General features: G+C 36.1%; 11 protein-coding genes. 4 read left to right on the top strand and 7 right to left on the bottom strand.

Annotation, left to right across the window (positions count from 1 at the left end; translation table 11 throughout):
- Positions 1-311 precede the first annotated feature (311 nt).
- On the top strand, positions 312-3191 hold the full coding sequence (locus tag DRF59_RS10130; protein WP_407643390.1) for a M16 family metallopeptidase: 2880 nt from the start codon (positions 312-314) through the stop codon (positions 3189-3191).
- Between the two features lie 82 nt (positions 3192-3273).
- Here DRF59_RS10130 and DRF59_RS10125 read toward each other — a convergent pair whose 3' ends face one another.
- Positions 3274-5412 (bottom strand): S46 family peptidase, encoded by a 2139-nt coding sequence (locus tag DRF59_RS10125; RefSeq protein ID WP_115959319.1) that lies wholly within the window; start codon positions 5410-5412, stop codon positions 3274-3276.
- A gap of 330 nt (positions 5413-5742) precedes the next feature.
- Here DRF59_RS10125 and DRF59_RS10120 point away from each other — a divergent pair, with 330 nt between their 5' ends.
- Positions 5743-6231, top strand: coding sequence for a copper resistance protein NlpE (locus DRF59_RS10120; RefSeq protein ID WP_241505522.1), 489 nt, complete (start codon positions 5743-5745; stop codon positions 6229-6231).
- A gap of 32 nt (positions 6232-6263) precedes the next feature.
- On the opposite strand, the gene DRF59_RS10115 is transcribed toward DRF59_RS10120, so the two are convergent.
- Positions 6264-6911, bottom strand: coding sequence for an MgtC/SapB family protein (locus tag DRF59_RS10115; protein ID WP_115959260.1), 648 nt, complete (start codon positions 6909-6911; stop codon positions 6264-6266).
- Between the two features lie 138 nt (positions 6912-7049).
- Between DRF59_RS10115 and DRF59_RS10110 the strand changes: the two genes are divergently transcribed.
- Together DRF59_RS10110 and DRF59_RS10100 are read left to right on the top strand one after the other, a co-directional pair.
- Positions 7050-7448 carry an immunity 22 family protein gene (locus DRF59_RS10110; RefSeq protein ID WP_115959258.1) on the top strand — a complete coding sequence of 133 codons (399 nt, stop codon included), beginning with the start codon at positions 7050-7052 and terminating at the stop codon, positions 7446-7448.
- Between the two features lie 545 nt (positions 7449-7993).
- Positions 7994-8713 carry a hypothetical protein gene (locus DRF59_RS10100; RefSeq protein WP_115959254.1) on the top strand — a complete coding sequence of 240 codons (720 nt, stop codon included), beginning with the start codon at positions 7994-7996 and terminating at the stop codon, positions 8711-8713.
- Positions 8714-8775: 62 nt separating this feature from the next.
- On the opposite strand, the gene polA is transcribed toward DRF59_RS10100, so the two are convergent.
- The 5 genes from polA to DRF59_RS10075 form a co-directional block, all read right to left on the bottom strand.
- Positions 8776-11610, bottom strand: coding sequence for a DNA polymerase I (polA, locus tag DRF59_RS10095; protein WP_115959252.1), 2835 nt, complete (start codon positions 11608-11610; stop codon positions 8776-8778).
- A gap of 147 nt (positions 11611-11757) precedes the next feature.
- Complete coding sequence (tssD, locus tag DRF59_RS10090; protein WP_115959250.1) at positions 11758-12171, bottom strand: type VI secretion system tube protein TssD; 414 nt, start codon at positions 12169-12171, stop codon at positions 11758-11760.
- A 279-nt stretch (positions 12172-12450) separates the two neighbouring features.
- Positions 12451-13368 (bottom strand): ankyrin repeat domain-containing protein, encoded by a 918-nt coding sequence (locus DRF59_RS10085; RefSeq protein ID WP_241505520.1) that lies wholly within the window; start codon positions 13366-13368, stop codon positions 12451-12453.
- Position 13369: 1 nt separating this feature from the next.
- Positions 13370-14620: a PAAR-like protein gene (locus tag DRF59_RS10080; RefSeq protein ID WP_115959248.1), complete on the bottom strand. Its 1251-nt coding sequence runs from the start codon at positions 14618-14620 to the stop codon at positions 13370-13372.
- A 17-nt stretch (positions 14621-14637) separates the two neighbouring features.
- Entirely contained in the window at positions 14638-15495 is an 858-nt protein-coding gene (locus DRF59_RS10075; protein ID WP_115959246.1) for a hypothetical protein, read from the bottom strand.
- Between the last annotated feature and the right edge of the window lie 31 nt (positions 15496-15526).

The raw sequence follows: 15526 nt of genomic DNA, 5'->3' as shown, positions 1-15526 counted from the left end.
TTATCATAACGCAAAACAAGTTTATTTAACTTAAAATTGACCCTTTATTCATATTTAACCATAACACCCTGAAACAAAGTGAGAAAAATTTTAAACAAAGATGTTAAAAACAGTACAAAGCCCGGGAATACAAAATGACTTATTTCTGATTAATAATTTTGACAACTAACTTTTATAAATAAGCTTCTCCACATACAGCACTATAATTTATCTTTTCAACTGTTATTATAGATGCAATAGTCGTAAAAAATCAGGGAACATTTTTTCTGTTTCCTTACATTTGTACTGCATTCTGATTTCAAAAGAATGAAATGAGTTTATATATGATTGACAAAAAACATAAAGAAACAGTTCACACTGATACAAATCACTACGAATATACAACGGTCACTAATGATGAAAATAAGGTAAGAATCTATCAATTGAAGAACGGCTTAAAAGTTTTTCTTGCCCAGAACTTCGATGCTCCGAGAATTCAGACCTTTATTCCGGTAAGGACGGGAAGTAACAACGACCCTTCTGATAATACAGGATTGGCTCACTATCTTGAGCATATGATGTTTAAGGGTACTTCTAAAATAGGAACACAAAACTGGGAAAAAGAGAAAGAACTTCTTAATCAGATCTCAGACCTTTATGAAACACATAAGACGGAACAGGATCCTGAAAAGAAAAAAGAGATCTATAAAAAGATTGATCAGATTTCCCAGGAAGCGAGTGAGTATGCCATAGCTAATGAATATGACAAGGCAATCTCTTCTCTGGGGGCCAGCGGAACCAATGCCCATACATGGTTTGATGAGACGGTTTATAAAAACAATATTCCGAACAATGAGCTTGAAAAGTGGCTGAAAATAGAAAAGGAAAGGTTTTCTGAAATAGTATTACGGCTTTTCCACACAGAATTAGAGTCTGTATATGAAGAATTTAACAGAGCACAGGATAACGATACAAGACTTGTAAATTATGAACTGATGGATGCTTTGTTTCCGACTCATCCTAACGGACAACAGACCACTCTCGGTAAACCGGAACACCTGAAAAATCCTTCTATGAAAGCAATTCATAAGTATTTTGATGAGTATTATGTTCCAAATAATTATGCCCTGGTATTGGTTGGAGATCTGGATTTTGAAAAAACCATCCAATTGATTGACCGTTATTTCGGGGCCATTCCTTATCGTGAGCTTCCTGAAAAGACACCGGTTATTGAAAAACCTATTAGCGAAATTATAAAAAGAACGGTAAAAAGTCCTACGACCCCAAGAATTCAGCTCGCATGGAGAACAGATAGCTACGGAACAAGGGAGGCTATGCTCGCTGATATCGTTGTAAATATATTAAGCAACCGGGGTGAAGCCGGCTTGTTAGACCTCCACATTAATCAGACTCAGAAAATGCTTTGGGCACAAGCCTTCTCCGTAGGGCTAAAACAATATGGTTATTTTTCGATTGTAGCTGTCCCAAAAGAAACACAGACGCTTGATCAGGCAAAGGAAATGGTTCTTGAAGAAATTGAGCTGATTAAAAAAGGAGATTTCCCGGACTGGATACTTCCTGCCATCATTAATGATTTCAAGCTTCAGAGAATGAAAGGTCTGGAAACAGCAGAAGGCCTGGCTACAACTCTTTATGATACCTATATAAAAGGCAGAACCTGGGAACAGGAACTGAATGAAATGGATGAATACGCCCGTTTTACGAAGGAAGATGTGGTAAACTTTGCCAATACCTTTTTTAAGGACAATTATGTGATGGTGTATAAAGAAAAAGGGATTAATGATAAATTAGTAAGAGTTGAGAATCCCGGCATCACTCCTGTTAAAATTAACCGTGAGGCACAATCGGAATTTTTAAAAGGTATCCTGGCAGATAAAACTGAAGATATACAACCTGATTTTATTGACTACCAAAAAGAAATTACTACTGATACAATTCATGGTAAAAAGTTAAGTTTCGTCAAGAACAAATATAACGATATTGCACAGGTACATTTTATTTTCCCTTTCGGAAGCGATCATGACAGAGACTTGGGAATTTCAACACAGCTGTTACAATATCTGGGGACCCGGGATCTTTCTCCTGAGGATCTAAAGAAAGAGTTTTTTAAAATCGGAATAAACAATGATTTCAAAACAACCCACAACCAGCTGTTGATCTCATTAAGCGGACTGGAAGAAAATATTGAAAAAGGAATTGCTCTTTTACAGCACTGGATGTTTGATGTAAATCCTGATCAGGAAATTTATACTCAGTTTGCAGGCACCGTACTGGAAAACCGTCAGGCAATAAAGAAGGATAAAAACCGTATCATGACGGCACTGACTACCTATACCAAATTAGGAAATACTTCCCGTTTTACAGACGTTATCTCTAAAGAAGAACTGAAAAACAGTAAAGCGGAAATCTTTACTGACCGGATGAAGAAACTATTTAATTATCCATACCAGATTTTTTTCTATGGTAAAGATTTCGATAATTTCAGACAATATATCGGTAAATATACAGAACCGGAAACGCTGCATATTCCCGCTCCGAAATTATATCCTGAGCCTGAGACCGGAGGTTATGTATATTTCATCAATTATGACATGGTTCAGATGGAAATGAGTAAAGCAGGCAAAGGAAATTCTGTGAATACAGCCAACTTTGGAAAGATTAATGTTTTTAACGAATATTTTGGGAGAGGCCTATCATCTATTGTTTTCCAGGAAATCCGTGAGAGTAAGAGCCTTGCCTATTCTGCCTATGTTTCATACGCTGCCAGTTCTGAGCTTAACCATCCTGATTATATTACTACTTATATTGGTACCCAACCTGATAAACTTATGATTGCCGTTGATACCATGAATGAACTGATGAATGAGCTTCCTGAGGTACCCATCCAGTTTGAAAATGCAAAAAATGCAGCCCTGAAACAAATCGCTTCTACAAGAGTGACGAGAAATAATATTTTTTTCAATACCCTACGATTAGGAAAACTGGGCATTTCGCACGACTTCAGAAAAGATATTTACGAACAGATTAAAAATATGAAGTTTGAAGATATGAAAGAATTTTATCAGGCCGAAATTAAACCGGTTAACTTTAACACGGCAATTCTCGGTAAAAAAGAAAACCTTGATATGGAAGCGGTAAATAAAATGGGAAATTTTATTGAGGTAAGCCTGGAAGATATTTTCGGACACTAAATTTTGCACATCAGGCCAGCAAGGTCAATACATAAAAACCCCCGGCATGCCGGGGGTTTTTATGTATTTTAGTGAATTTCATTTATTTAATTACTTTCATTTCATCGATCAGCCATTTGGAATCAGCAAATTTTTCGATAACGAACAGAATATATTTGGTATCAACCATAATATTTCTGCTGAAACGTGGATCATAATTGATATCACTCATAGTTCCCTCCCACTGTCTGTCAAAATTAAGGCCTACTAAATTTCCATGAGCATCCAGAGCAGGGCTTCCTGAGTTTCCTCCGGTTGTATGGTTAGTTGCTGTAAATCCTACAGGGACATCACCTGTTTTATCTTTATATATTCCAAAATCTTTTTTGTTATAAAGATCAATCAGTTTTTTAGGTACATCAAATTCATAGTCACCGGGAACATATTTTTCAATGACTCCGGCCAAATGGGTCTGGTAACCATAAGAAACAGCATCTCTGGGTGTTGACCCTTTTACTTTTCCATAAGTAACACGAAGGGTTGAATTGGCATCAGGGAAGAATTTTCTGTCTTTATCAGTTTCCATCTGCTGTGCCATAAACTTTTTCTGTAAAGCATCAATTTTTGCCTGAAGAGAAGTATACTGCGGATCTGCAGTTCTCATATAAGTTTCTCTGAGGGAAGCATACAACTGATAAACAGGATCTTTCTTCAGCGTTTTGATCAGCTTATCCTGATTGGAAAATCCTTTCTCAATATCGGCTGCTAAAGATGCTCCGTTTACAGTCGCTCTTCCTGTAATAATTGAGTTTTTAGACATCTCTTCCACCACAGGAATATTTGAATTTTCATCCTTATATTTATTAAATCCTGCAGGTAAGAACTGAGGTTCCGTTTTATTGGCATATAAAGCTAGTAATTTTGCGGTTACCTTAGCATCAAGCTCCGCGCTATAATCTTTATAGAAAGAGGTTAATTTGGTTTTAAGCTTAGTAAGTTCCTTTTCATCCATTCTTCCTGCCTCTACAGAAGCAATAAAGTCATAATAATCACCTGCCAGTTTTAATGTTTCAGCATTTCTTATAACTTCCGTATAATAAGCATTGTTTAAGGCATAGGGAGCCTGGTCATTATAAAGCTTATTAAGCTGGTCCAGCGTTCCTTTTATCTCATGATTCTTAGCTACGAGTGAGCCTTCATACATTATTTTCTTCTCAACGGCATTGGATTTTTTCAATCCTTCCACTTCTCCAATCCATTTTTTCCAGTAATTGGCCACGGATGCATATTTTGATGCATATTTGATACGTGTTTCATTATCGGTACGCATTTTTTCATCCAATGTTTTTAATGCTACATCACGTACAGCAATTCTGGCAGGATCAATATCTTTCATTATTTTTTCTACAGCTACTGCAGGCAGATACTCTGTAGTTCGTCCCGGAAATCCGAATACAAAGGTAAAATCGTTTTCATTTTTATCCTTTATGGAAACCGGCAGATAATGTTTCGGCACGTAAGGAACATTGTCTTTCGAGTATTCTGCAGGTTTATTGTTTTTATCTGCGTAAATTCTGAATATCGAGAAATCCCCTGTATGTCTTGGCCATACCCAGTTATCAGTATCACTTCCGAACTTTCCTATACTTTGGGGTGGAGCTCCTACCAGACGAATATCTTTATAAGTTTCGGTCGTATAAGCGTAATACTTGTTTCCATAGTACATTGGCTTTACAATAATTGACTGATATGATTCAATTTTCTGGGAATTCTTATAAATTTCTATATTGTTATTGATCTTTTTGGTAAGTTCAGGCTCAGTAAGATGATCTGTTCCATCTAAAATCTGAGCGGTTACTTCTTTTATATCTACAATAAAGTCTACTTTCACACCCGGATTAGGCAATTCTCCGTCTGTATTTTTTGCCCAGAAACCATTTGACAGAAGATCATTCTGAACAGTAGAGTGTGCCTGAATCTGTCCGTAGCCACAGTGATGATTGGTTAACAACAGACCTTTAGGTGAGATGATTTCTGCGGTGCATCCGCCATTAAACTGTACTACTGCATCTTTTATGCTCGGCTTCTGAGGGTTGAAAATGTCTTTGGCAGAAATCTTCATTCCCAAATCCTTCATTTCCTTTTCATTAAGTTCTGTAGGAATCCACATTCCTCCATATTGTTGTGCAAATGCCATTGCAGCCGGCAAAAGAAATACAGATAAAAGTATCTTTTTTGTCATAATCAAAATTTTGCCCGAATTTACGAAGAAAAATAAGAACAGACTTAATAAAATGCCTGTAAAAGTTGCCATCATTGATTTATACTGTACATAAAAAGGAAATATTACATTAATATACAATTAATATATCAACAATATATTTGCTTTATCACTGCAATAAAATTATTTTACTATTTCAAAAATCGTATAAAAACATCATTAAACCGATCCTCTAAATTCATTTTTCATATAATTTATTTCACACCACCGTCCATAAGCGAACGCTCTCTGGCTCACTTTTTGATTGTTGCTTCTCAATCTAAATTAAAAACATATTTAACCTTAATTATTATGATGAAAAATACGATGCTTGTTCTTGGAATAGGTACATTTTTATTTCTTACTTCCTGTTCCAAAGAAAAAAAAACTGAAACTACCGGTCCTGTAACAGATTCTGTAGCAACTGCTCAACCAACACCTATAGACAGTACTTCAAATCCTATAGTAAGCGCTTACGGAGACAGCTCTGAAAATGCACTGGACTGGGATGGTACTTATGAAGCAGTAATTCCATGTGCAGACTGTCCCGGGATCAGAACTACATTAACGCTGAATAATGATAAAACATTCGGCATTATCGAAGAGTACGTTGACAGAAATACAAAGAACCATGATGCCGGATCTTTTGAATGGGATACGACAGGAAGTATTATTACTTTAAAGGGTAAAACCGTTAACTACAAGTACAAAGTAGGTGAAAACAAGCTTGTTCAGCTTGACCTTGAAGGAAATGAAATTAATGGTCCTAATAAAGATTTGTACATATTCAGGAAAAAATAAAATAAAGGCTCAGGCCTTTATTTTTATTTGCATCAGAACTGATATGATATTATTTTGGGATCATTCATTAAATTCCTGATTATTTCTTCATGATGGATATTCTTTCCTGTAAGCATCCAGGTAACATTCAGGCTTCCCTTAGTATACTGCTGTTTAACAATCATATGTTTTAAATGATGCTCTTTAAAGACCGTTTCACAGTGTTTAAGATCTTCCGGGCCGGATATGGCAATTTTATATTCCCTGATCTTATGATAGTTATCTATAAAGCTCTGAAGATAAGTGAGTGAACTTAAAACCAGCAATACAAGGACAGTTCCTAAAAGTGAGAAGTAGACATATCCGGACCCTACAGCCATTCCTATTGATGCTGTAGCCCAAATGGTAGTAGCTGTTGTGATCCCATCAATTTTACTGTCTCCTTTGAAAATAACCCCAGCCCCTAAAAAGCCTATTCCCGTAATAATATTTGCCGCCAGCCTGTCAGGGTTCTCTATGCCTATTTTAAGAGAAAGTATTGTAAACATACAGGAGCCGAAACACACCAGTATAAAGGTGCGGAGACCGGCTGACTTATTTCTGTATTCTCTTTCTGCACCAATCATCAATCCTAGAATTACTGAAATAAGAATCAATAAGAGTTCATTTTTAACAACATAATGATCCTGAAGAAAATCCATTTTTTTAGTTTTATACTCAGAATAAAATTACAATAAAAAAAATTATGAATCTATTTTTAAAGCCCCAACCTCATTCTTTATTCAGAAAGCTTCATGTAATAAAAAACTTTTGTAATATTACAGTTTAAAAATTCACTTATGGACAAAGAGACTTCACACTTCTGGCTGGGGTATTTTAAAAATGAAGAAGACTTTTATGACTTTGTAGAAGAAGATGAAAGTTACTATGTGGAAGAGGAAACTGAGGATCAGTACATTTCCAAGTTTGCTGAATCCCAAAATATAAAATGGTTTGATGACGATTTTATGGAATACGGATTTGAAGATGAGAGCTTAGGTATTTATGAAAAATTCTCAGAATATTCTTATGCAGATCAATGGCTTCCGGTTCTTGAAAGAAAACTTAATGAACTTGGTCTGGACACCCCTGTCAATGCGATTATTTTTACCAGCAGATTTGTCATCCCCAATCCGGTTTCTGTAGAAAACGATGATTTTTTCCTTCATTATATGGGTGAAATAGAATTTGATATTTAATATCACGATATCCCTTTGGCAATGGCAATAAATGATTTTATCATAATGTCGTCACTTGTTACCTTTTTTTAAGGAAAGTAATCATGAAACAGTCTAAACCTCATACATTTTTGAAAAGATGTTCTTTCAGCTTTATTATTATTTCCATACTCACATTGGTACAGATTTATTGGTCTATGGGAAATTTTTCAGACCGCATGTCAAGTAGCTGTTTGGAATGCAGTTTTTTTGAAAATGCTGCATTCATGTCACTTATAGCCGGCATTTTCTTATCAGCTGCCTTTTCTTTGTTTTATTTTATTAAAAAGATATTTCTCAAAATTTGTATTGAGTTCCTATTACTGCTCTTCGTATGGTTGTTCTGGAATTACTCCATATTTACAGACAGGGAATCTTCATGGAGTACTTATGATTTTAATTCAGAGATTCATTATACTGTATTACAGTCATTTTTTCCGGTTCTTGTTCTTGGATGCTTATGCATTTTGATTTTACACTATCAGGAAATAAAAGTTAGATTTGTATCTGCAAAAAAATAAACATCATTGAAAAAAATCATTTTTACTCTACTTCTTTCTTCTTTGGTATTCTACTCATGCAATAAACGTAAAGATACACCAAAAAGTCCTTCAACAGAGGTTAAGAATGATTCAGTACAAAGCAGTATACAAGAAAAACAGAAACTATTAAAAACAGGAAAACAAGGGTCAGATTTTGTTCCAAATGAGTATGAAATCCAATATGAGACAGAAGGTGACCTCAACCAGGATGGACTTGCTGACCAAGCTCTTGTTCTCAGAAAAAAAGATGATAGTTTAGCACAGAGAAACATAATTGTTCTTTTGAAGAATCCCGACAAAACATACCGGTTGTTTAAGACCTCCAGAACAGTACTTCCTGCCGAATACAATGAATCAGGATATAAAATGCACGATCCGGAAGACATCAGTATTGAGAATGGTGTATTAAATATCAATTTATATGACATTGGTCCTTATGGAAATCAATTCAGTAAGTTCAGGTATATGAATAATAATCTGGTTCTTACCTCTATTGAAACCTACAATATGGGAGCCGGCTCTCACTCTTCATTTACATATGAACCAATGAAAGGTAAAATCAGATTGGAAACTGTCAACACAATGGAAGAAGAAATGCCGGCAACCGTTGAAACATTCAAGATAAAAAAAGAACTTTTTGTATTTGAAAATATTTCTCCCGAAAATGTAGCCACCAACGCATATAATTCTGTTGGCAATAAATAAAGACTTCCACCAACAGGTGAAAGTCTTTATTTATTTTTTTAAGGTAAATTTGCTGTAGTTTATTAATGCGCTTCCAGCCAGTTATTCCCTACTCCAATCTCTACCAATAACGGGACCTGAGTCTTCAAAGCATTCTCCATCTCTTTTTTAATCAATTCCGAAGCTTTTTCAATTTCATCAGCCGGAGATTCAAAGACCAATTCGTCATGAACCTGAAGCAGCATCCTTGTTTTTAATTGCTGTTCTTCAAGTTCTCTGTCTATCTTGATCATTGCAATCTTCACAATATCCGCTGCACTTCCCTGAACCGGAGCATTGACAGCATTTCTTTCAGCATGTCCTCTTACCACAAAATTATTGGAATTGATGTCTTTTAAATGACGCTTTCTTCCCAATATGGTTTCAACATACCCTGATTGTCTGGCTTTATTAACCTGCTCTGCCATATATTCCTTGAGTTTAGGATATGTTTCAAAATAGGCTTCAATCATCTGCTTTGCCTCTGTACGGGAAAGCCCGGTCTGCTCCGCCAGGGCAAATGCTCCCTGTCCGTATATAATTCCAAAATTTACCGTTTTTGCCTGGCTTCTCTGTGTTTTAGAAACATCTTCCAAAGGAATTTTAAACAGCTTAGCGGCTGTAGAGGCATGAATATCTTCTCCATTCTGGAATGCTTTAATCATATTTTCCTCACCGGAAATTTCAGCAATAAGGCGAAGTTCAATCTGTGAGTAATCCGCTGAAATAATTTTCTTTCCTTCTCCGGAAACGAAAGCCCCGCGAATCTGTTGCCCTCTTAAAGTTCTGATCGGAATATTCTGCAGGTTAGGATTTACACTTGCCAGACGGCCGGTTGCTGCTGTTGTCTGCGAGAAATTAGTATGTACCCTGTTATCAGTCTTATCGATCTGGGAAGGCAAAGCATCCACATAAGTAGATTTTAATTTCTGATAGGTTCTGTATTCCAGGATATACTTGATGATCTCATGTTTTGAGGCCAGCTTTTGAAGCACGTCTTCAGAAGTAGCATATTGCCCCGTTTTTGTTTTTTTAGCTTTCGGATCCAGCTGCATTTTTTCAAACAGAATTTCTCCAAGCTGTCTTGGTGAATTCATATTGAACTCTTCTCCTGAAAGTTCAAAAATTGTATTTTCTAATTGTTTCAGATCGTTTTCAAGATCCACACTTTCCTGTGCCAGCCATTTTTCATCAAGAGAAATTCCTGCAAGCTCCATTTTAGCCAATACCTCCATTAAAGGCATTTCAATATTATAGAAAAGCTCTTCCAGATTTTCTTTTTTCAATTGGGGAGCAAACAGCTCATATAGCTGGAATGTTACATCGGCATCTTCCGCAGCATAATCCGTTTGTGTTCTTAAATCAGCATCTCTGAAATTTCCTTGTTTTTTCCCCTTTTTCCCAATAATTGTTTCAATAGAAACAGGCTTGTAATTCAGGTAAACTTCTGAAAGGTAATCCATTCCATGTCTTCCGTCAGGATTCAAAAGATAATGCGCTATCATCGTATCAAACATAGCCCCTTTAACCGTTATACCATACTGTTTCAGAATTTTATAATCGAATTTTAAATTATGGGCAACTTTCAGCAGATCTTCTTTTTCAAAAAATGGTCTGAATATTTCAAGGGTTTGCAGAACTTCGCCTTTATCTTCAGACAAAGGTATATAATATGCCAGACCTTTTTTATATGAGAAGCTCATTCCAACCAGCTCAGCTTCCAGCTCATTTAAAGAGGTTGTTTCTGTATCAAAACAAACTACTTTTTGTTTCAACAGATTATCCACCAGCTTTTTCTGGGCTTTTGGATTATTGATGAACTGATACAGATGATCGTTATGTTCAATGGTTGATTTTGTAGAAGTTGCCTGATCCAGTTCTTCAAAATTAGCAAAGAGATCAAGCTGCATTACCTGGCCTTTCACTTCTGTACCTGCAGGGGTTTGCTTTACTTCTACTTCACTTACTACTATTGTTTCTGTAGGTGCAGGAGCAAATGCCCTGTAGAGGTTTTCATATAATCTTCTGAACTCTATTTCTTCAAAGACTTCTTTTACTTTTTCAAAATCCGGTGTTTCAAGGTCGTATTGTTCCTGGTGAAACTCTATAGGTGCATCACAAATAATTGTGGCTAATTTTTTGGACAAAATTCCACGCTCTGCAGAGGCTTCTACCTTTTCTTTCAGTTTGCCTTTCAGCTTATCCGTATTGGCCAACAACGTTTCAATATTTCCGAATTCTTTCAGAAACTTCATGGCTGTTTTCTCTCCTACTCCTTCCAGCCCCGGAATATTATCCACTGCATCTCCCATCATAGCGAGGAAATCAATAACCTGTTTAGGATCGTCAATTTCATATTTTGCCTTTACTTCCTCTACGCCAAGAATTTCTATATCCCCACCTTTCAGACCTGGTTTGTAAATTTTAATCTTATCGGTAACCAGCTGTGCAAAATCTTTATCCGGAGTAACCATAAAAGTAGTATATCCTTCTTTTTCTGCCTTACAGGCAATGGTTCCGATGACATCATCAGCCTCATAACCTTCAACTCCTAAAATAGGAATATGCATGGCTTCAAGGATTCTGTGAATGTATGGAACAGCAATTTTAATTGCCTCCGGAGTTTCACTTCTGTTGGCTTTATAATCTGAAAAGTCTTCTGTTCTTACACTTGCCTGTCCTACATCAAACACCACTGCCAGATGAGTTGGTTTTTCTCTTCTGATTAATTCAATCAAAGAGTTTGTAAATCCAAAAATAGCAGAAGTATCCAATCCTTTGCTCGTAAGCCTAGGATTTCTGATGAGTGCGTAATACCCTCTAAAAATCATCGCATAAGCATCGATGAGAAATAGCCTTTTATCTTGTGTTGCGTCCATATTGTCTATAATGAACAAATATAAGAAAATAGGTAGAAAAGTGACCCGTTATTAATAACAGATGGACAGATGGAAAATTTCAGATAATAAAAAAAGAACAGCATACATTTAGTATACTGTTCTGTATGTTTTAAAAAGATCCGCAGATTATTTACCTGATGAAGGCCATAATCCTGCATACTCAGAGTTACCATATGTAATGGTTTCAGCACTTACTACAAAGCTGATCAGCATGCTGTTGCTGTCTACCGCATCGAAGTCTACTTCGTGCTGAATTACGTATCCATTCTCCCAGTTTAAAGTAATCAATGTTCCTTCTTCGTGAGATTTGTTAAAAGTAATTTCTCCTTTTGTCGGCTTATATTTTCCGTTTAGTAAACTTTCAAGGATATCAGACTTTTCAGTAGCTTCTACCGTAACTTTGATCAATGCGTTGGAAGGATCTGATGCTACACGTCCTGAAACGTCTGTAGATCTTGAAACACTGTAATTCATTTTTAACAGTTTCTGTCCTTCACCTCCGTTGAATTTTAAGATTCCTCTTGAATTTCTTTCTGCCATGATAGTAAATTTTAATCGTTAGTAATAAATTGTTATCCATTAATTATAAAACAAAGATAAAGTCCTTGTCTTTGAAAAAAAAGCTTTTGAATGCAAATCTGAAAAATTGTAGTAATTCTACGATTTCATGTCGTAATTCTACGACAATTGATTTATAGGTCCAAATTAATCCCCTATTCATAAATCACTTACATAAAAAATAGAAGAACTTCACAAATGAAAATATTTCACTGATAAAAGACAAATAACATCCGGAATAAAAGTTTAATATATTTTCCGTTATTTCCCTTTAACTCTGTTCAAATCTTGCTGATAAAGATTTTCCCCGTAATTATTTTTGAAATTTACAGATAGTTTATCTTTAGGACTCAGTGCTTCATACTGTTTTATTCTGAGTTTAGCTTCTTCTATTGTGTCTTTCTTATATGGGAATGCTACATTATATTTCTCAACCAGCTGTTTTTTAATTCCGAATAATTTTTCATAATAAGGGGAGTCAGGAAGATTACGTTCATTTTTCTGTTTTTCCTTGTACTGAATATAATCAGCCATTGGACAAAGCTCCGTTCCTTTTATTTTAGGCAGGCCTCCTTTAGCCAGGAAATATTCCGCCATATCCAGGTCATCCCTTGCAGCACTTTCCATAATATTGCTTCCGTTATAAGAAATATTGTTAATATCTGCTCCATTCTGAAGCAAATAATCAATCATTTTCTTTTCAGTATTCTCATCCCCGCCCAGAGTCATTGCATCAGATAACGGAGAATTCCCCAAGGCCGGATTAGGATTGGCTTTATATTTAAAAAGTAATTGCAGCATTTCATAATTATTGAGTGCTACGGCATGGCTTACAGGAGATTCAAAACCTTCATGAGGTACTATAATATTGGGATCAGCACCCAGCTCTAAAAGTTTTTCCATTGCTTTCAGATCTTCAATGATGGAAGCATACATCAGTAAGGTATACCCTGTATTTTCCTGTAATTTATTGATATCAATATTTTTTTCCTTAATAAGCTCTTCCATTCCTTTAAGATCTCCATCAAACATTTTTTGGGCAGCTGATAGACCGTCTCCTGTAAACATTCTTGAAGGAGGATACTGATTTCTATTTTCGTTTTTACGCGATCTAAGATTAAAATCTGAACAGGAAAGAAGTGTCATGATGGAAAGTATTATTAAAATAATTGGTTTCATATTAAATATTATTAGCTACAACATCAGTATTAATAGTGGCCAGCATCGCCTGGAATGCATCATTGTATGCACTATGCCCGCTTCCGATGGTTTTAAGGCCAAGCCCTTCATTATTATCAATATACCCGAAGATTTCATGCTGTTCCCCCAAAGCCCGTGGAACGCCTCCCGTAAGACCTCCAAAAATTGCAAGTTTGTTGAGCCCCGGAATCCTGGATAAGGCCAGTGTAGAAAGCAGCCCTTCCCTGTTATTCTGCAGCCCGTTAAGAATGTCATTACTTGTACTGTAATTGATAATCCCGGAAGTGGATTTTACAGCTCCTTTTTTATCAAGATAATCAAGTGTATTCCCATGTACTCCCCTCGCATTGAAAGTATATCCCGGAAGTCCGGTATAATAAGATGCCATGGCACTGTTTCCTCCCCCCAATGAGTGTCCGGTAAATTTCACTTTTCCTCCTGTAGCATTATCCATTTTTTCTGCCAGCATTCTTGTTTTTTCTATCTGAGGGGTTGCAAAACCAAATGCCTGCCCTCCATCTTCAATAAACCAGTCATGATAAAACTGCATGCCTTTAGGTTCCGATCCCCTGAATGCCACAAAATAATCTCCTGTGTCCTTATTATAATATAAAGAGGAAAAGAAGCCGTTATCTTTATTGGTATTGAAATCTTTGCTGGTTAATACCCCCGGTCCGAACAACTTATCCAGCTCAGCCTGATCATCTGTATTGATTCGTGTATACCCCTCAATACTGGTATTCTGTCCCGCATTATCCTCATATGAATCCTGAGCCATTCTACTGGCAATAGAAGCTTCCTGTAATTGGGCAACAGGTAAATGAAAGGTAATTTTACCTCCTATGAAACAATGTAAACTGGAATTTTGCAACAGAGGTTTTTTATTTTCAATTTTCACTTTAGGATGGGTATTCTGCCAATCGCTTCCTTTGCATAAAAATGAACAGATGTTGAGGCAGTCATCTATAAGGGCGCTTCCTGCCCAGGCTGCGGCAGCCAAAACAAAAAGTCCGCCGGAGAAAGCCGCTGCTACTGCCACACCTGCTAAAGCTCCCGCCATCATCATTTCAGGGCAAATAAAATTATCTTTAAACCGGTCTTCTTCCGTAGCCATCAGCTTCGCTCCTTTTTTCAACTTTACTGAAGACTGCGAACTGACTCCAATTCCTATAAGTCTCCGGCCTTTACTACAAGTAAGCGGGGTATCCTGTGCGATATATAATTGACTCATAGTGATCGTATTAATTGTTATTTTTTATTTAACCGTATATGGTATCTGCAAACATAAATCATCTTTTCATTCAGTTCTTCTTTCACATGGAATATGACCTCTGATAATACAGAATCTTCATTATAAATATATTCTCCCTCAAGGGTGTACTTATACTCCAGAGCATTTCCAAGCGTTCTCTGATATTTATCTTTATAAATATTTTCAAACCGTGTCTGATTCCCTTTGCTTTTTCCATCCAGCTTAACAGTAAAACCACCTTCTTTATTTTTTAAAATTCTGTGTACAGAACTATACTCAAGCTCTTCTCCCGGAAAAAGGGTTGACAAAGCTGTTCTTACAGGAATTTTATCTGTAAGACTTCCTCCGTTGAATACTGGTAAAGGATAAAACATAATCTGATACAAAAAATTTTGCCTGATATTACGATCTATATTATTAAACTCTTTATCATAGATCTGAATAAATGCCTTATAACTTTCTTTTACCAGCTCAAAAAAATGCAGGTCCTTTTTTATCTCTTCCCATTTGTTTAAAACTTCATTTTTATTGGTTACTTCATGAATGCTTTTATCGGTATTTAAAGATAATTCAACAACCTCTGTAGCTTTATTTATTTTTTCAAGAATTTCATAAAACGGCTGCATCTGCCCGTCTGCCTGAATATACCGCTGGGTAGAAGACTGTATGGTAATATGATTGTATTCTCCCGGCATTATCACCCAGTCTTCTTCTATTTCCGTCTGATTGGCTTTTCCTGTTCCTAAAGTAAGATAGGATTTGATATTGATATTATATTCTCCCTTTTTATACCAGGCATATTTAAATCCTGACAGATGGTCATTGTTTTCAGCTTTATTCGGTTCCAAAGTCATGTTTTATACGTTTTTAGGATACATTCACGAC

It is taken from the genome of Chryseobacterium flavum (assembly GCF_003385595.1).
Taxonomy (GTDB): domain Bacteria; phylum Bacteroidota; class Bacteroidia; order Flavobacteriales; family Weeksellaceae; genus Chryseobacterium; species Chryseobacterium flavum.
Note: the sequence above shows the minus strand (reverse complement) of the source record. Positions and strands in the feature narration are given on the sequence as shown.

Coding starts and splice junctions, on each gene's coding strand:
- DRF59_RS10115 (WP_115959260.1), bottom strand. CDS start 6,911: ATGGATTTTCTTCAGGATCATTATGTTGTTAAAAATGAACTCTTATTG.
- tssD (WP_115959250.1), bottom strand. CDS start 12,171: ATGGCAGAAAGAAATTCAAGAGGAATCTTAAAATTCAACGGAGGTGAA.
- DRF59_RS10080 (WP_115959248.1), bottom strand. CDS start 14,620: ATGAGTCAATTATATATCGCACAGGATACCCCGCTTACTTGTAGTAAA.
- DRF59_RS10130 (WP_407643390.1), top strand. CDS start 312: ATGAGTTTATATATGATTGACAAAAAACATAAAGAAACAGTTCACACT.
- DRF59_RS10120 (WP_241505522.1), top strand. CDS start 5,743: ATGATGAAAAATACGATGCTTGTTCTTGGAATAGGTACATTTTTATTT.
- DRF59_RS10075 (WP_115959246.1), bottom strand. CDS start 15,495: ATGACTTTGGAACCGAATAAAGCTGAAAACAATGACCATCTGTCAGGA.
- polA (WP_115959252.1), bottom strand. CDS start 11,610: ATGGACGCAACACAAGATAAAAGGCTATTTCTCATCGATGCTTATGCG.
- DRF59_RS10110 (WP_115959258.1), top strand. CDS start 7,050: ATGGACAAAGAGACTTCACACTTCTGGCTGGGGTATTTTAAAAATGAA.
- DRF59_RS10085 (WP_241505520.1), bottom strand. CDS start 13,368: ATGAAACCAATTATTTTAATAATACTTTCCATCATGACACTTCTTTCC.
- DRF59_RS10125 (WP_115959319.1), bottom strand. CDS start 5,412: ATGACAAAAAAGATACTTTTATCTGTATTTCTTTTGCCGGCTGCAATG.